The organism is Rhizobium phaseoli (genome assembly GCF_001664385.1).
Taxonomy (GTDB): Bacteria; Pseudomonadota; Alphaproteobacteria; order Rhizobiales; family Rhizobiaceae; genus Rhizobium; species Rhizobium phaseoli.
Genome location: NZ_CP013532.1, coordinates 2,888,474 through 2,905,386, shown reverse-complemented (window position 1 = coordinate 2,905,386; position 16,913 = coordinate 2,888,474). Strand labels below are relative to the sequence as shown.

The following is a 16,913-nucleotide window of genomic DNA, read 5'->3' as shown; positions in this document are numbered from 1 at the left end:
TCGTCACAGGAATCCAGCCACGGCGCGTCCGCGCCGTGAATGACTCTTAAGCTTCCCGTAAAAGGCGGAGCCTCGTGCTTCGAGGCTCCGCCCTGCGGGCTACCCACCTCAGCATGAGGAGGTTCGAGTGCCGCCACAAAAAGCGGCTCCCGAAGGAGCCGCCCTGCATTCCTCAAGCCGCCAGCGAGGCGATGTCGATGACGAAGCGGTAGCGGACGTCGCTCTTGACCACCCGCTCGTAGGCTTCGTTGATATTCTGGATATCGATCTTCTCGATCTCCGAGACGATGTTGTGCTTGCCGCAGAAGTCGAGCATCTCCTGGGTTTCTTTGATCGAGCCGATCATCGACCCCGCCAGGCTCTTGCGCCCGCCGATGACCGAGAAGGCGTGGACTGGAACCGGGTGCTCGGGAACGCCGACCAGAACCATTGTGCCGTCAGACTTCAACAGGTTGAGATAGGCATTCCAATCGATTGCCGTGCCAACCGTGTTGATGATCAGGTCGAAGGTGCCGGCGAGCTTGGTGAAGGTCTCGGCGTCGCTCGTTGCATAATAGTCCTTGGCGCCGAGCTTGAGACCGTCTTCCTTCTTCGACAGCGACTGGGAAAGGACGGTGATGTCGGCACCCATGGCAGCACCGATCTTCACGCCCATATGGCCGAGACCGCCCATGCCGACGATCGCGATCTTCTTGCCGGGACCGGCTTTCCAATGCGCGAGTGGCGAGTAGAGCGTGATACCGGCGCAAAGCAGCGGGGCGCCGGAATCGAGCGGAATATTGTCGGGGAAGCGCAGCACATAGCCTTCCTTGACGACGATCGAGTCGGAGTAGCCGCCGAAGGTCGGGGTCGTGCCATCGGCTTCATAGCCGTTATAGGTCGGGACGAGGCCCGGCAGGTAGTGTTCGTAATCTAGATCACGCGTGGCGCAGCCGACGCAGGAATCGACGAAGCAGCCGACGCCGACGCGGTCGCCGACCTTGAATTTCGTGACCTTGGAGCCGACGGCGGAAACGACGCCGGCAACCTCGTGGCCCGGTACCATCGGGAATATCGAGTTGCCCCACTCGTTGCGGGCCTGGTGGATGTCGGAGTGGCAGACGCCGCAATATTGAACCGCGATGACGACGTCGTCATCATTGGGTTCGCGGCGCTCGAAGGTGAAGGGGGTCAGCGGTTGCGACGCGTCGGTTGCGGCATAGCCTTTTGCGATAGCCATCTGAAGCTTCCTTTGGGGTTGGGAGGGGTTGAGCGGGATGGCGCACTATTGCCCGCAACATGGCGAGGGCGTTAGAGCGATCCTCTCGGCTTCTTGCACGATCCTGCAAAAGTGAGGCGCCCGGCTGTTTGCGAAATGGCAAAGACACTCTAGATAAGGGCGGTATCGCCCGCGTCAGACAGCTGACAGTCAGACAGCTGACAGAGAGAGTTGCCGCATGACTTTGCCCTTCAGCCCCTATCAGGAAATCGTCGATATCGCGATGCGCTTCGCGCCAGATGACGGCGAGTTCTCGACTAATATCGGCAATCTCCACATCAGCCGCCGGTCCAGGCCCAGCGATCCCTTGCACAGCAGCTACCGGCCCTGCTTCGCCTTCGTGCTGCAGGGGGCCAAGAGCCTGCAGCTCGGCACGGAACGCATCAGCTACGGGACCGGGGACTATCTCCTGACGTCGCTCGACCTGCCGGTCGCCTGGCGGGTCACGGAGGCAAGCCCCGAGGTTCCGCATCTCTGCCTGGGGCTGGCGATCGATTCGGAGAAGCTCCTGGAACTGCTCAGCCGCATCGATATTCCGCGACCGGCCGCCGATACCGACGGGCAGCGCGGCATGGTGGTGAATGTCGCGCCGCCGGAGCTGATGGATGCCGCCGTCCGCCTGCTGCGCTTGCTCGATCGCCCAGGCGACATTCCCGCCATGGCGCCGCTGATCGAGCAGGAGATCCTCTACCGCGTGCTGACCGGGCCGCACGGCGCGCGACTGATCAACATCGCCACGGCGGACAGCCACAGCAACAGGATCGCGCGGGCCGTCGCCTGGCTGAAGGAGAATTTCGCCCGGCCACTGCGCATCGAGGACCTCGCCGAACGCGTCAACATGAGCGTTTCGTCCTTCCATCACCATTTCAAGTCGGTGACAGCGATGACGCCGGTGCAATACCAGAAGCAGCTTCGCCTGCACGAGGCGCGCCGGCTGATGCTGGTGGAGCGACTGGATGCCGGCACGGCCGGCCACCGCGTCGGCTATCAAAGCCCGTCGCAGTTCAGCCGCGAATACAGCCGCCTCTACGGTGCTTCGCCGGCGCGCGACATCGACGGCGTGCGCGAGATGATGGCGGCGGAATAGAGCACCGCGCCCGGCGCGATACACTTGCTTTGCGCTGTATTAAAGGATGTTTGACCTTTGGCGGCTAGTCTGACGCCAAACATCCAGCAGGCACCGACGCGCGCATGACGCAAGCACCACTTCTTTCCATCGTCGCTCCTTGCCATAACGAGGAAGAGGGGCTGCGCGAATTCTGCCGCCGCGCGGCTGCTGCCGCCCAAAGCGTCGCCGGCGATGCCTTCGAGATTATCCTCGTCGATGACGGTTCCTCCGACGGCACCTGGGAGATCATTTCGGAACTGGCGGCGAAGCTTCCGCAGGTGCTCGGCGTTCGTCTGTTGCGCAATCACGGCCACCAGCTCGCATCGACGGCAGGGCTTTCCGCCTCGCGCGGTGAGCGCGTGCTCTTGATCGACGCCGATCTTCAGGACCCGCCCGAGCTGCTCTTGATGATGATGCCGATCATGGAGCGGGGCGCCGACGTCGTCTATGGCCAGCGCACGCGCCGCGAGGGCGAGACCTGGTTCAAGCTCGCGACCGCTTCGCTGTTCTATCGAACGCTTTCCAGGCTCGCTTCGGTGACTATTCCGCGCGATACCGGCGATTTCCGGCTGATGCGCCGGCGCGTCGTCGATATCCTGCTGGCGATGCCGGAACGCGATCGCTTCATTCGCGGCATGGTCAGCTGGATCGGCGGCAGGCAGGTGGCGCTGCCCTATGAGCGCGACGCGCGTTTTGCCGGCACGACGAAATATCCGCTGCGCAAGATGATCAATTTCGCGCTCGATGCGATCACCAGCTTTTCGACGACGCCGCTGCGCATCGCCACATGGCTCGGCATGGTCAGCGCCGGTGTCGCGATGGCGCTGCTCGTCTATACCTTCGTGCGCTGGCTGCAGGGCGAGACGGTCACCGGCTGGTCGTCGATCATGGCCGCCGTCAGCGCCTTCAGCGCCATCCAGCTGATCTGCATCGGCATCATCGGCGAATATCTCGGCCGTCTCGTGCAAGAGAGCAAGAAGCGCCCGATGTTCATGATCGAGACCATCCTGCGCGGCGGCGAACAGGCCGAGCTGCCGACGGCCTTTTCGGAAATGGGCGCCGCTGACAAGCGCGTAGCACTGGATGCGGCCTTTACCTCGGGCGAACCGCGCTCGAAGAAGAACAGCCGGACCGGATGATGGACCGGATCGCTGCGCCTGTTCATGCGGCAGCCGGGCCTGAGGATCTGACCGCCCGGCAGGACTCGACGGTTGCGATCATTGCTTTCGTGGCGCTTGCCGCGGCCCTGGTGCTCTTCTTTCGCTTTCCGCCGGTTCTCGATTACGCCAATCACTACGCCCGCATCTGGCTTCTTTCGGGCGGCATCGGTGAGCAGCCGTTTCCCGAAATCTATGCGATCGATTGGAACCGCACCTTCACCAATGTCGGGATCGATCTTCTGGCGGCCTGGATAGGCCCGCTTGTCGGCGCCGACAGGCTGGCGCGGGCCTTGCTTTTCCTGGCGATCGTGCTGCCGCCGCTTGGCTCGATCGCGCTGCACCGGGCGCTGTTCGGCGGCCGGCACTATTGGCAGATCGCCATGCTGTCGCTCGGCTGGTGCGCGACGATGGTCGGCGGCTTCATCAATTTCCAGATCGGCCTCGGCATGGCCCTGTTCTTCGCCTGCGCCGACCTGCGGCTGCAGCGCCGCAATTTCGCCCTGCTGTTTGCCTGGCGGCTGGCCGCCGCACTGCTCTTGACGGTGATGCACATCTTCTCGCTCGGCTTCTATATGGCTGTTGTCTGCGGCCTCGAATTTTCCTGGCGTTTCGACATCTTGCGGTCGAAGGCGGGGCTGATGCGGCTTGCCGGCCGTTTGACGCTGGCGATCGGCGCCTGCGCCCTGCCGCCGCTCGCGCTCTATCTGCGCACCACCGCGTTGCCGAATGCCGGCGGCGATGGCCTTGGGCTGGTCTGGAACGATGGCATCGTTCTGATCGTCATGAACCTGCTTTCCGCCATCACCACCTATGTCCCGGTCGTCGATGTCCTGCTGGTTCTGCCGCTGATCCTCATCTGCACGCGCGCCGTTCGCACGGGCAACATCCGAGTGCATGCGGGGCTTGCGGTTGCCGCCTGCGGGCTGCTGCTTCTCTCTTGCATCTCACCGCTCCACATGCTCGGCACCGGATGGATCAGCTGGCGCTTTCCCGTTATGGCGGCGCTCGTCGCCATGGCGATGGTGTGCCCCTTCGCCAATCTGACGCGCCGCCAGGCGCTGTTGCTGGCGCTTATCGTCAACATCGCGGTTTTCGGCCGGACCGGCTGGGTCGGCTGGAACTGGTGGCTGGCGCAGAAGGACGTCGCTGCCGTCGAGACCGTGCTCAAAAAGGTGCCGGCCGGCGCGGCCGTTCTGCCTCTGGGGCACGAAGCCGAGATCGTCGGCGGTTTTGCTCACTCCAACCGGCATTTTGCCTGGGGGCTGGACACCTTCCGGCACCTGCCGACGCTCGCCGTGCCCTTCTCGCATGCTTTCGTGCCGACGCTGTTCACGGCCAAAGGCAAGCAGCCGCTCACCGTTCTGCCGCCCTGGTCGGAGATCGCGGTTCCCGAGGGCAATCTGGTGTCGATCGGCGTGCTTTCCTGCCCTGAGATGATGCAGGGATACAAAGCCTATGCGCCTTATCTTTCCGACTGGCGCGAACGTTTCGATTTCATCCTTGTCGCCAATGCCGATATTCCCGACCGTTATGTCGGCACCGCGATGCCGGCCGGCCTCACGCTGGTCGAGGATGCCGGTTTCACCAAGCTCTACGCGATCGACAAGGCGGCGCCGGCGGAACCTCTTTCGGCTCCCGCCGGTTGCGTGGCGGCTCTATGAACCGCTGCCTGTTTTGAGATCGAGCGCAAGCTGTCGCGCCTGCCGGGCCGTCTCTTCGTCGCAGATCAGCACGTTGCCAAGTCCCGACAGCAGCACGGCGGCGATGGCCTGCGCCTTGTTCAGGCCGCCAGAGGCGAAGATGACATTGGGAATGGCGCGCAGGGCTTCGAGTTCGGGAGCGATGGCGCATCTGTTGATCGCATGTTCGATCGGCCGTCCTGTCTTGTCGACGAACTGGCCGAGAACATCGCCGCAGGCGCCGGCTGCGACCAGTTCCTCGATATTGATGCTGCTCGGCAGGCCGTAGCGCATCAGCAGCGAGCGTTCGGTCATGTCGCCGATGCTGAGCACGATGACGTCATTGGCTTCGATCTGGCGAAAAGCCGTTTCAAAAACGTCCTGCTTGATGATCGCGGTGCGCGACTCCGGGCTGCCGGCATAGATCGGCGCTGCCAGGTAGGCGCATTCGGCATTGAGCTGGCGGGCGAGATCGCTCGCAATGTCGAACGTATTGATCTCGATGCCGTGCGTCAGCCCGCCCATGACCGAATTGACGCAGAGATCGGGCCGCCTCAGCGACGGCATATGACGCACCATTTCGCGCAGCGTCGCCCCCCAGCCGACGCCGACGCCGCGGATGTTGCCGCCGTTCAGCAATTGCACGAGATAATCGGCGGCCGCCTGGCCGAGCAGGACGGGGATGAGTTCCGCATCCTCCGGCGTCGGTACGATGATCGCGCGATTGAGCGAGAATTCCGCCGCCAGCTGCTGTTCCAGGGCGACGCAGGAGGTCAGCCGGGAATTGAGGGTGATCGTCACGAGGCCGGAGCGGCGCGCCTCGGCGATGATCTTGTTGACGCGAAGCCGGTTGGTCGACAGCGCTTCGGCGATCTCGCCCTGCGTGCGTCCCTCCATGTAATAGAGCCAGACGACGCGCACCTGCATCTGCTCGTCGGGCAGCGCTACGGGCGCGAGAGAAGCACTTCTGTTCTGTGACATGCGATAAACTGCGCCTCCGCTTCGACGCCATGGATCTCAAATCCCCGGCGCTTGTCAATCGCAGGGGACCGCCGTCAGCCGTCAATCGGTTCGCCGCCCCGTCGTCCTGTTGAAGGGATGCAGATCATCCCTCCGCACATGACAGGACATGCGCTCGCCTTCCTGCAGGTGCCGATCGGTGGGGACGCTCGCCACGATGCGCCTATCGCTGCCGTCGATGCGCAGATGCACGTTGTTCTCGTCGCCGACGGTCTCGATCAATTCGACATAAGCGTCGAACCGGAGATCGTGCGCCGATCCGGCGCCGAGATCGACCGCGCCCGGCCTGATGCCGATGAGATCCGTATCTCTCGGCAGCGGGAGGTCGCAGGGGCCGAGCTCGTCCAGATCGATGAGGTTCATCGGCGGAGAGCCGATGAAGCCGGCGACGAAGACGGTTTCGGGGCGCCGATAGACCTCGATCGGCGTGCCGATCTGCTCGATCCGGCCGCCATTCATGACGACCAGCCGGTCGGCCAGCGTCATGGCCTCGAGCTGGTCGTGCGTGACATAGAGGCTCGTCGTCTTCAGCTGCCGCTGCAGCCTGCGGATTTCGACGCGCATCTGCACGCGAAGCTTCGCATCGAGATTGGACAGAGGCTCGTCGAACAGGAAGGCGGCGGGATCGCGGACGATGGCGCGGCCCATGGCGACGCGCTGGCGCTGGCCGCCGGAAAGCTGGCGAGGGCGCCGCTCGAGGAACTCGCCGATCTCCAGAATGCCGGCGGCGTTGGCGATTCGCCGGTCGATCTCGCCGCGCGGCACGCGGCGGTTCTTGAGGCCGTATTCGAGATTCTGGCGAACGGTCATGTGGGGATAGAGCGCGTAATTCTGGAAGACCATGGCGATGTTGCGATCGGCCGGATCGACATGGCCGACGTCGTTTCCAGCGATCCTGAGGTGGCCCGAGCTGATGGCTTCGAGGCCGGCAATCATCCGCAGCAGGGTCGACTTCCCGCATCCCGAAGGCCCGACCAGCACGATCATTTCGCCGTCGGCGACGCTGAGATTGATCCCTTTCACCGCGGGAACCGCGCCGTAATTCTTCTTCAAGTCGATGAGTTCGATCGCTGCCATGGCATCCTCCTTCGCCGTCGTCATACAATTGTAACACGCTATTGACATTTGTAACAAGTAACCCCAACCTTGTTTTATCGCCGCTCTGGGAGGGGTTGACCGGCGCAGACGCGCCGGTCGGCGAACAACGGCTATGGAGAGGAAAACGAAATGACGGCAAAGTCTTCGATGGGCGCCCGTTTGCGGCGGACGATCCGCTCGTTCGCGGCGGGTGCGGCTCTGGTGACGCTCGGATTGGCAGCTGCGGGTGACGCCAGCGCGGCCGATCGCGTCAAGATCGAATGGTGGAATGCGGCAGGCGGGCGCCTCGCCGAGATTACCAACAAGCTGATTGCCGACTTCAACGCCTCGCAGGACAAATACGAGGTCGTCGGCATCGGCAAAGGCAATTACGAGGAGACCATGGCGGCGATGGTGGCAGCCTACCGCGTCCACCAGCAGCCGGTGCTGATCCAGGCGGCCGAGCGGGGATTCCTGACCATGTACAATTCGGGCGCCATCATTCCGGTTCCGGAACTGATGGAAAAGGAAGGCTACAAGATCGACTGGAACGATTTCGTCGCGCCGGTCGCCGGTTTCTATCTCGTCGACGGCAAGCCGGCGGCGATGCCCTTCAACAGCTCGACGCCGATCTTCTGGTACAATGCCGATCACTTCAAGGCAGCCGGCTTCGACAAGCCGGGCGAGACCTGGCAGGAGCTCGACAAGCAACTACGCGCCATCAAGGAGAAGGGCGTTTCGAAGTGCCAGATGGCGCTGGCGAACGACTTCTACTGGAGCCTGATCGAGAACTACGCGGCGATCCAGGACCAGCCTTATGGCACCAAGGCGAATGGCTTCGGCGGCCTCGACACCGAATTCATCTTCAACAAGAGCCCGCTCGTCGTCGGCCAGGTGACGCGCCTGAAGACGTGGCTCGACGCCGGCATCCTGCAGATCGCCGGCCAGGGACTCTCGCCCGACCAGCTCTTCACCTCGGGCACCTGCTCGACCTATGTGGCCTCCACCGCGGCCCATGCTGCCGTCGAAAGCGGCGCGAAATTCAATTGGAGCGCGACCTTCCTGCCGCATGAGGAAGGCATCGAGCCGAAGAACAGCACCATCGGCGGCGGCGCGCTCTGGGTCCTGAAAGGCAAGTCGGAGGAGGAATATGCCGGCGCTGCCGCCTTCCTGAACTTCCTCGCCTCACCGAAGACGCAGGTCTGGTGGAGCAAGCAGACCGGCTATGTGCCCGTCACCAACGCCGCCTATGAGCAGGCCAAGTCCGAGGGCTATTTCAAGGATCACCCGACCCGCGAGATCGCCATTCTCCAGCTGACGCGCGGCACGCCCACCGACAATTCGCGCGGCTTCCGCTTCGGCAACCATAACCAGTCGATGGCGCTTCTGGTGGAAGAGATCCAGGGTGTATGGACCGGTCAGAAGACCCCGCAGCAGGCGCTGGATGCGGCGGCGGCGCGCGGCAACCAGATCCTTCGCCAGTACGAGCAGCTTCATGCAGCAAAGTAGAACCATGGGAAAGATGGAAGGCGCCTTCCGGCGCCTTCGCATCCCGGATCTTCTGTCGACGGGGCGCTCCATCGGGCAGCCGTCGGAGGCCGGGTTGAAGTCCGCCCATTTCAACAGGCCGTGGCTTGCCTTCGGCCTAGTCGCGCCGCAGCTGCTGATCCTGCTGTTCTTCTTTTTCATCCCCTCCTACAAGGCGCTGTCGCTGGCCTTCGTTCAGGTCGATCCCTTCGGCGGCACTGAGATTTTCGTTGGGCTCACGAATTTCTACAATCTGTTCGCCAGCCCGGAATATCGCGGTAGCGCGCTGTTCACGCTCTGGTTCACCGTTGCCCAGAACGCCGCAACGCTTCTGCTTGCCGGTCTCTTTGCCTTCGCGACCGATTTCGTGATCAGGGGCAGGGGGATCTACAAGAGCATCATCCTGCTTCCCTATGCGATCGCGCCTGTCATTTCGGGCGTCATCTGGGCCTTCCTGTTCAATCCGGCGGTGGGTCCGGTCGCTCAGCTTCTGCATGGGTTCGGCTTTGAATGGGATCCGAACCGGCGGCCTTTCGATGCGCAGCTTCTGGTGACGATCGCCTCGGTCTGGAAGAATGTCTGCTACGACTACATCTTCCTCGTCGCCGCGTTGCTGGCCGTGCCCGCCTCGCTGCTGGAGGCGGCAAAGCTCGATGGCGCAAGGCCGGTGCGGCGCTTCTTAACCATTTCGCTTCCTCTGATCTCGCCGACGATCTTCTTCCTCGTGGTGATGAACTTCGTCTACGGCCTGTTCGAAACCTTCGGCATCATCGATGCGGTCACCCGCGGCGGTCCGGCGGGGGCGACGAACAGCCTGGTCTACAAGGTCTATCAGGACGGTTTCGTGCAGCTCGACCTCGGCTCGTCGGCCGCGCAATCGGTGCTTTTAATGCTGATCGCCATCCTCTTCACCATCGTTCAATTCCGTGCGCTCGAGCGCAAGGTCAATTACCAGGTGTAGCCATGCCCGAACGCCATCTCGGTCTTTCGATCTTCTGCCACGCCATATTGCTGATCGGCGCGGTTTTCGTCTGCCTGCCGCTCTATTTCGCCTTCGTCGCCGGCTCGCTGACCCTGCAGGAGGTTCAGCAGGCGCCGTTTCCGGTGTTGCCGGGCTCGCATTTCTTCGAAAATCTCGCCGCCGCCTGGCAGCAGGGCGAATTCTCGCAGCTGTTCCTGAATTCGATCATCGTCACCGCCGGCATCGTCGTCGGCAAGCTGGCGATCTCGCTGATCGCCGCGTTCGGCGTCACCTATTTCCGCTTCCCGTTCCGCATGACGGCGTTCTGGCTGATCTTCGTGTCGCTGATGCTTCCGGTCGAGGTCCGCATCATCCCGACCTATGAGGCGGTCGCCGATGCCGCCGGGCCGATCCGTTGGCTGGCCGGGGTGATCGGCCTTTCCGGTGTCGTCGAAGGGCTGACGGGATACAGCATCGAAGCCTCTTTGAAATGGAACATGGTCAACAGCTATGCCGGCCTGATCCTGCCGCTGATCGCCTCCGCCTCGGCAACCTTCCTGTTCCGGCAGTTCTTCCTGACCGTTCCCGACGAGCTTTGCGAGGCGGCCAAACTCGACGGCGCCGGCCCCTTGAAGTTCTTCAAGGATATCCTGCTGCCGCTGTCGAGCGCCAATATCGCGGCGCTCTCGATCATCCTGTTTCTCTATGGCTGGAACCAGTATTTGTGGCCGCTGCTCTTCACCACCGACAAGGAGATGGGAACGGCGGTGCTCGGGCTGAAGCAGCTCGTTCCGGTCTCCGACTCCGCACCCGCCTGGAACATTGCGATGAGCGCTGCGCTGCTCGTCATGCTGCCGCCTGCGGCCGTCATTCTCTTCATGCAACGCTGGTTCACCAAGGGGCTGGTGGACTCGGGAAAGTAACACGCCGAACTTCAAGGATATTCAGACGATGGTGCATATCATCGGCCACCGCGGTGGCCGCAATCTCTGGCCTGAAAACAGTCTTTCGGGCTTCCGCAAACTTGCGCAAATGCCGGTCGACGGCGTGGAATTCGACATCCACCTGACTCGCTCGGGCGAAATGCTCGTCATTCACGACCCGACGCTCGAACGCACGACGGATGCAAATGGGCCGGTCGCCGATCTCGGCCACGGAAAACATCGTGAAATCAACCTCAAGGACAGCGACGGGGAGGCGATCCCGACCTTGGAAGAGGTGCTTGCCGTCTTCAAGAACACGCCGCTCGAGCTTCATATCGAACTGAAGACCCATGCCGATGGCACGCCCTACGAGGGGCTGGCCGCCAAGGCATTCGCCGCCGTCGAGCGGCTTGCTCTGACGGAGCGCTCGATCCTGACGAGTTTTCATCCCGAGGTGCTTGCCGATATCCGCAAAGCCGCGCCCGGGATTCGCACCCTGTCGTCCTTCGACGCCAAGTCGGCCGAGCGCCTCAGCCTTGCGAGCGGCCTCAGCCTGATGAAGCAATGCTCGGATATCATCGCCGTCGAGAAGTCGCTGCTTCAGGCGCAGTGGGACGAGATTACCAGGCTCGTGCCGCTCGACCGGCTCGGCGCCTGGGTTCCGAACGAGACGAGCGATCTCGAATATTGGCTTACCAAACCGATCCGGCAGATCACCACGGACCGGCCGGATCTCGCCCTGCAGGCGCGGAGGTGAGGCATGCTCGATAGCCGCATCGATCATCCCGGCACGCGAGGCGCCATGGACAGCATCGACCTCGTGATCTTCGATTGTGACGGCGTGTTGATCGACAGCGAGCCGATCGCCAGCCGTACGCTTGCGGAAACGCTGCAAGGCGCAGGCGTTGCGATCAGCGCGGCGGAGGCCCATGTCAAATTCACCGGCAATTCGGAAAGCATCATCGCCGAAATGTGCCGGCGCGAATACGGAATCAGCAATGTCGCCGCGCTGTTCGAGCAGTGGCATCTTCATCTGTTCGAGGAGTTCGCCCGTTCGCTGACGCCGATTGCCGGCATCGCCGAGGTCGTCAACAGCCTCGACCGTCCGAAATGCGTCGCCTCGAACAGCACGATGCAGCGGCTGCGCAACAGCCTGGGCAAGCTCGATCTCTGGAGTGCCTTCGGCGAGGGCGTGTTCAGCGCCGAAGCTGTCTCGCGGCCGAAGCCGGCCCCGGATCTGCTGCTGCATTGCGCAGAGCGTTTCCGGGCGCGCCCGGGCAAGTCAGTCATGATTGACGACAGCGTCCATGGCGTGGCGGCGGCAATCGCCGCAGGCATGACGGCCATCGGGTTCGTCGATCCGGCCGATCCGAGGCCCGGCCGCCGCGCGGTGCTCGATGCCGCCGGAGCGACCGCCGTCGCTACAGGGGCGGGGGAACTTACCGCCATTCTCGAAAATGTCGGAGGAAGGCTGTGACGGCGTCTGTCCAGCGCGCTGACCTCCTTGCCATGGCGCCGCGACTGCGTAATGTCAGCCTCCCCGGAGGCGATCTTTCCAGACACAGGTTTTGAAATCCGGCTGAAACACCCATCAACCCGATCGCAGGCGATCTGAAGCGAGAGACCATGAGCGACACATCTCATACCCCGGAAGCGGATGCCAGATATGTCATCGGCGTCGATGTCGGCACCGGCAGCGCCCGGGCGGGCCTGTTCGATATGGCCGGCAGCATGCTTGCCTCCGCCAAGCGCAATATCAGCCTGTTTCATGAAGCCGGTTCCATCGTCGAGCAGTCGAGCAGCGAGATCTGGCGGGCGGTTTGCGCCGCCGTGCAGGAGGCGGTTGCCGCAGCCGGCGTCGATCCGGCTTCGGTGGTCGGGCTCGGCTTCGACGCCACCTGCTCGCTCGTCGTCCTCGGCGAAGGCGGCAAGCCGCTGCCCGTCGGACCGTCGGAAGATCCGGACCGGGATATCATCGTGTGGATGGACCACCGCGCCGTCCCGCAGGCGGAGCGCATCAATGCCTTCGGCCACGACGTACTGCGTTATGTCGGCGGCCGCATCTCGCCCGAGATGGAAACGCCGAAGCTTCTCTGGCTCCGGGAAAACCGTCCCGCCGTGTTCGATGCCGCCTGGCAATTCTTCGATCTTGCGGATTTCCTGACTTGGCGGGCGACCGGCGACCTGTCGCGCTCGACCTGCACGGTCACCTGCAAGTGGACCTATCTCGCCCATGAGAAGCGCTGGGACGGCAGCTATTTCCATCAGATCGGCCTCGGCATGCTGGCAGACGAAGGTTTTGCCCGCATCGGCACGTCCATCGTCGAGCCCGGTTCGGCGCTTGGCCAGGGACTGACTGCTGCGGCAGCGGGTGAACTCGGCCTGGTGCCGGGAACGGCCGTCGCGGCCGGGCTGATCGATGCCCATGCCGGCGGCGTCGGAACCGTCGGCGCCGATCCGCAGGCCAATCTCGCCTATGTCTTCGGGACCTCTTCCTGCACGATGACCTCGACGGCAGAACCGTCTTTCGTTTCCGGCGTCTGGGGTCCTTACTATTCGGCGATGGTGCCGGGGCTCTGGCTGAACGAGGGCGGCCAGAGTGCCGCCGGCGCGGCGATCGACCAGCTCCTCTCCTTCCATCCGGCGGCCGGCGAGGCGAGGGAGCTTGCGACGAGCGCCGGCACTGCGCTGCCGGTCCTGCTTGCCGACATGGCCGCCGGCAGGGCAGGCCGTGCTTCCGATGCGGTCAAGCTGGCGGCCGGCCTGCATGTCGTTCCCGAGTTCCTCGGCAACCGCGCGCCCTTTGCCGATCCGCATGCCCGGGCTGTTATCGCCGGTCTCGGCATGGAGCGGGATCTCGACAGTCTGGTTGCGCTCTACATCGCCGGGCTTTGCGGCATCGGCTACGGCCTCAGGCAGATCATCGAAACGCAGGCCGAGGCGGGCGTCAGCGTCGAAAACATCGTCATCAGCGGCGGCGCCGGCCAGCACGATTTCGTCCGCCAGGTGCTCGCCGATGCGAGCGGCAAGCCGGTGGTCGCTACGAAGGCCGAGGAGCCGGTGCTGCTCGGCGCGGCCATTCTCGGGGCTGTCGCCGGCCGCCAATTTGCCGATGTGCGCGCGGCGATGAGCGAACTCACCAGGGTGGAAACACGTTTTCAGCCGTCGCAGGGTGAGATTTCCGATCTCCACCGCAAGCGTTACGAAGCCTTCAAGGAGTTGCAGACGTTGGCGCGCAAGCTTCGCAGCGATGGCTGACATGTCTGCGCGAGGCTAATTGTTGATGGCGATGATCGCCCAATGGCTCTCGTCGCAGGCGTTGTCGTCGCAGACCGCGCCCATCCAGACGGCGCCGTTTGCGAGCATCACGCCCTCGCTGCTGACGAAGAGATCCTCATATTGCTGGCGGCCGACGGCGCGGCGGGTCTCCGGCGTCACCAGATCGTCGAAATTCTCGACGAAATCCTCGGGGTTCTCGACATCGTAGGTTTCGCCATTGGCCTTCACGCTCAGCGGATATTCGGCAAGGCCGGCAATGGTCTCGGCATCGCCGGAGCGCATGGCGAGAACGAGCTGGCGCAGCGGCCGATCGAAGCCCGCCGCATCGCCGTGCAATTCCTCGATGCGATCATAGACCTCGCTATCCGCCTGCGCGGCGGCGCGGCCGGTGAAGGGCGCCGTCGCCAGGAGCATCGCTCCGGCCAGGAGAAGGGCAGCAGAATGGCGCGGCATGGAAGGCTCCCGGCAAATGACGTTCGACAAGCATTATGCAATCGCCATCAGTGTCCGCCTATCCAATTCTGGTGCTGCGCCCGCCTTTCCCGTATAAAAATCTGCCGGGCCCTGCTTGACGGCCCGATGGGTTTGCCGCATAAAGCTCACGAACCGTACCGTACGGTACGTATATGGGAGCCATGACCGTGTCCGTCGATACTGCAGAGCCGAGCGAATTTTCGCCGCGCCAGAACGCCGTTCTGGAGCAGGCGCTGCGGCTGCTCGTCGATGGCGGCGAGAAGGCGCTGACGACCTCGGGGGTGGCGCGCGCCGCCAATTGCTCGAAGGAAAGCCTCTACAAGTGGTTCGGCGACCGCGACGGTCTGCTCTCTGCGATGATCGCCTATCAGGCGAGCAAGGTGCGCACCTTCGAGCGCAACGGCGAGCGGCTGACGGCGGCGAGCCTGCACGACCATGTCGTCATCTTCGCGCGCGACCTGCTCGAGGTGCTGGCCGGCGACGTCTCGCTGGCGCTGAACCGGCTCGCCATCGGGCAGTCGCATCGCGACGGCTCGAAGCTCGGAAAGCTTCTGCTGGAGCGCGGCCGCCGCCAGATCGACCGGCGCGCCATGGCGCTGATCGATGCCGGCAAGAGGGCGGGGCTGCTGCGCTTTGTCGATGCCGACGAGGCCTATCATACGCTATACGGCCTTGTGGTCTCCGACCTGCATGTGCGCATGCTGCTCGGGGAGCCCGGCCTCAAGGATACCGCGCGCCAGGCGGAGAAGGCGGTGACCGCCTTCCTCCGGCTCTACGGCACGGAAAAGGTACTGGCGGAGATGCCGGCTCTCGGCTGATTTCGCCTTAATGACAGTCAACAGGACAAGCACAAGGGAAGGAACTTCAAATGCGCGTCTATTACGATCGTGATGCCGATCTCAACCTCATCAAGGCCAAGAAGGTCGCTGTCATCGGCTATGGTTCGCAGGGCCGCGCCCATGCGCTGAACCTCAAGGACAGCGGCGCCCAGAACCTCGTCATCGCTCTGAAGGCCGGTTCGCCCACCGTCAAGAAGGCCGAAGCCGACGGCTTCAAGGTCATGACCGTTGCCGAAGCTGCCGGTTGGGCCGACCTGATGATGATGGCGACGCCGGACGAGCTGCAGGCCGACATCTACAAGGCCGACATCGCGCCGAACATCCGCGACGGCGCAGCCATCGCGTTTGCCCACGGCCTCAACGTTCACTTCGGCTTGATCGAGCCGAAGGCTTCGGTCGACGTCGTCATGATCGCGCCGAAGGGCCCGGGCCACACGGTTCGCGGCGAATACCAGAAGGGCGGCGGCGTTCCCTGCCTCGTTGCCGTTCACCAGAACGCATCCGGAAACGCGCTTGAACTCGCTCTCTCCTACGCCTGCGGCGTCGGCGGCGGCCGTTCGGGCATCATCGAAACCAACTTCCGCGAAGAGTGCGAAACCGACCTCTTCGGCGAACAGGTCGTTCTCTGCGGCGGTCTCGTCGAGCTCATCCGCGCCGGTTTCGAAACGCTGACCGAAGCCGGTTACGCGCCCGAAATGGCCTATTTCGAGTGCCTGCACGAAGTGAAGCTGATCGTCGACCTGATCTATGAAGGCGGCATCGCCAACATGAATTACTCGATCTCCAACACGGCCGAGTGGGGCGAATACGTCACGGGTCCGCGCATTATCACCGAAGAGACCAAGGCCGAGATGAAGCGCGTCCTCAAGGACATCCAGACCGGCAAGTTCACCTCCGAATGGATGCAGGAATACCGCTCGGGTGCCGCCCGCTTCAAGGGCATCCGCCGCAACAACGACAGCCACCAGATCGAGGAAGTCGGCGCCAAGCTGCGCGGCATGATGCCCTGGATCGGCAAGAACAAGCTGGTCGACAAGTCGGTCAACTAAGCGATTTGGCCGACATCAAACAGGCAGGCCGGGGTGGAAGCTCCGGCCTCTTTTGTTATTGCTGATTCCGTTATCGACGCTGTGATATTGGGATTTTGATGTGTTTGAAGCGATTACGCGTTCTGTAAGGCAAGACTGGAAGACAGCCTCGGGACGCTTTAATGCGCATTCACGTCCTTGAATGGTTCAAGGGCAATTTCATCGAAAATGCGTTCATCGGCTTGATCGATGCGATACCGCCACAACGGCATTGGCTCGTCGAACCCTACTCGATGAAATAAGAGAATTGCGGTGTCTGCCTTTTCGCGCTGGGCCGCCGGATTGACAACGCCGCTGCCGCCGATCTTAGAAGCGGTCGCATCAAATATCAGACCTCTCAAATAGAGGCGGCCTTATGACCGCAAGCTTGGCCATAGCAATTGCTGCGGCGGGTTCCTGGCAGCGGCGATGAAGCGGCCATTGTGGCAGAAGCTTGCGCCGGGCACGCCGGACGCGATTCCGTGGTCGATCGGCTATGCGAATTGCCGCACAGGAAAACGTCTGATCTCGAACCAGGAGG

Annotated in this window: 16 protein-coding genes and 1 pseudogene; 11 read left to right on the top strand and 6 right to left on the bottom strand. The window is 63.1% G+C overall.

The window, feature by feature from the left end; genetic code table 11:
* Nucleotides 1–172: 172 nt before the first annotated feature.
* Entirely contained in the window at nucleotides 173–1,219 is a 1,047-nt protein-coding gene (locus AMC88_RS14120) for an NAD(P)-dependent alcohol dehydrogenase (RefSeq protein WP_004674733.1), read from the bottom strand.
* Between the two features lie 217 nt (nucleotides 1,220–1,436).
* Between AMC88_RS14120 and AMC88_RS14115 the strand changes: the two genes are divergently transcribed.
* From AMC88_RS14115 to AMC88_RS14105, 3 genes are all read left to right on the top strand, one after another.
* The gene (locus AMC88_RS14115) at nucleotides 1,437–2,345 is read left to right on the top strand and encodes an AraC family transcriptional regulator (protein ID WP_064825459.1); all 909 of its coding nucleotides are present in this window, start codon (nucleotides 1,437–1,439) and stop codon (nucleotides 2,343–2,345) included.
* A 104-nt stretch (nucleotides 2,346–2,449) separates the two neighbouring features.
* Nucleotides 2,450–3,505, top strand: a complete 1,056-nt coding sequence (locus AMC88_RS14110; RefSeq protein ID WP_016733537.1) for a glycosyltransferase family 2 protein — start codon at nucleotides 2,450–2,452, stop codon at nucleotides 3,503–3,505.
* Nucleotides 3,505–5,187 carry a hypothetical protein gene (locus tag AMC88_RS14105; RefSeq protein ID WP_064825458.1) on the top strand — a complete coding sequence of 561 codons (1,683 nt, stop codon included), beginning with the start codon at nucleotides 3,505–3,507 and terminating at the stop codon, nucleotides 5,185–5,187. Before AMC88_RS14110 ends, AMC88_RS14105 begins: the two co-directional genes overlap by 1 nt.
* Here AMC88_RS14105 and AMC88_RS14100 read toward each other — a convergent pair.
* Together AMC88_RS14100 and AMC88_RS14095 are read right to left on the bottom strand one after the other, a co-directional pair.
* Nucleotides 5,182–6,186, bottom strand: coding sequence for a sugar-binding transcriptional regulator (locus tag AMC88_RS14100; protein ID WP_016733536.1), 1,005 nt, complete (start codon nucleotides 6,184–6,186; stop codon nucleotides 5,182–5,184). The genes AMC88_RS14105 and AMC88_RS14100 overlap by 6 nt on opposite strands.
* An 81-nt stretch (nucleotides 6,187–6,267) precedes the next feature.
* Entirely contained in the window at nucleotides 6,268–7,302 is a 1,035-nt protein-coding gene (locus tag AMC88_RS14095; protein WP_012484421.1) for a sn-glycerol-3-phosphate import ATP-binding protein UgpC, read from the bottom strand.
* A 150-nt stretch (nucleotides 7,303–7,452) separates the two neighbouring features.
* On the opposite strand from AMC88_RS14095, the gene AMC88_RS14090 reads away from it, so the two are divergent.
* From AMC88_RS14090 to AMC88_RS14065, 6 genes are all read left to right on the top strand, one after another.
* Nucleotides 7,453–8,811, top strand: a complete 1,359-nt coding sequence (locus AMC88_RS14090; protein WP_064825457.1) for an extracellular solute-binding protein — start codon at nucleotides 7,453–7,455, stop codon at nucleotides 8,809–8,811.
* A complete protein-coding gene (locus tag AMC88_RS14085) occupies nucleotides 8,798–9,790 on the top strand; it encodes an ABC transporter permease subunit (RefSeq protein ID WP_064825456.1) in 993 nt (330 codons plus the stop codon). The genes AMC88_RS14090 and AMC88_RS14085 overlap by 14 nt, the downstream gene beginning before the upstream one ends.
* A 2-nt stretch (nucleotides 9,791–9,792) precedes the next feature.
* Nucleotides 9,793–10,713 (top strand): ABC transporter permease subunit, encoded by a 921-nt coding sequence (locus tag AMC88_RS14080; protein ID WP_064825455.1) that lies wholly within the window; start codon nucleotides 9,793–9,795, stop codon nucleotides 10,711–10,713.
* Nucleotides 10,714–10,741: 28 nt separating this feature from the next.
* Nucleotides 10,742–11,470 carry a glycerophosphodiester phosphodiesterase family protein gene (locus AMC88_RS14075; protein ID WP_064825454.1) on the top strand — a complete coding sequence of 243 codons (729 nt, stop codon included), beginning with the start codon at nucleotides 10,742–10,744 and terminating at the stop codon, nucleotides 11,468–11,470.
* A 3-nt stretch (nucleotides 11,471–11,473) separates the two neighbouring features.
* Nucleotides 11,474–12,190, top strand: coding sequence for an HAD family hydrolase (locus AMC88_RS14070; RefSeq protein ID WP_010023529.1), 717 nt, complete (start codon nucleotides 11,474–11,476; stop codon nucleotides 12,188–12,190).
* A gap of 149 nt (nucleotides 12,191–12,339) precedes the next feature.
* Nucleotides 12,340–13,971 (top strand): FGGY-family carbohydrate kinase, encoded by a 1,632-nt coding sequence (locus AMC88_RS14065; RefSeq protein WP_064825453.1) that lies wholly within the window; start codon nucleotides 12,340–12,342, stop codon nucleotides 13,969–13,971.
* 15 nt (nucleotides 13,972–13,986) lie between these two features.
* Here the strand turns inward: AMC88_RS14065 and AMC88_RS14060 are convergent, their stop codons facing one another.
* A complete protein-coding gene (locus AMC88_RS14060; protein WP_064825452.1) occupies nucleotides 13,987–14,445 on the bottom strand; it encodes a hypothetical protein in 459 nt (152 codons plus the stop codon).
* Between the two features lie 173 nt (nucleotides 14,446–14,618).
* On the opposite strand from AMC88_RS14060, the gene AMC88_RS14055 reads away from it, so the two are divergent.
* Both AMC88_RS14055 and ilvC read left to right on the top strand, forming a co-directional pair.
* Nucleotides 14,619–15,284, top strand: coding sequence for a TetR/AcrR family transcriptional regulator (locus AMC88_RS14055; protein ID WP_010017716.1), 666 nt, complete (start codon nucleotides 14,619–14,621; stop codon nucleotides 15,282–15,284).
* Between the two features lie 50 nt (nucleotides 15,285–15,334).
* Nucleotides 15,335–16,354: a ketol-acid reductoisomerase gene (ilvC, locus tag AMC88_RS14050; RefSeq protein WP_004668557.1), complete on the top strand. Its 1,020-nt coding sequence runs from the start codon at nucleotides 15,335–15,337 to the stop codon at nucleotides 16,352–16,354.
* A gap of 158 nt (nucleotides 16,355–16,512) precedes the next feature.
* Here ilvC and AMC88_RS33140 read toward each other — a convergent pair whose 3' ends face one another.
* The gene (locus AMC88_RS33140; protein WP_141397933.1) at nucleotides 16,513–16,734 is read right to left on the bottom strand and encodes a hypothetical protein; all 222 of its coding nucleotides are present in this window, start codon (nucleotides 16,732–16,734) and stop codon (nucleotides 16,513–16,515) included.
* Nucleotides 16,715–16,842, bottom strand: a pseudogene (locus AMC88_RS34680) (MYG1 family protein); the annotation flags it as partial. The gene AMC88_RS33140 and the pseudogene AMC88_RS34680, both read right to left, overlap by 20 nt.
* Between the last annotated feature and the right edge of the window lie 71 nt (nucleotides 16,843–16,913).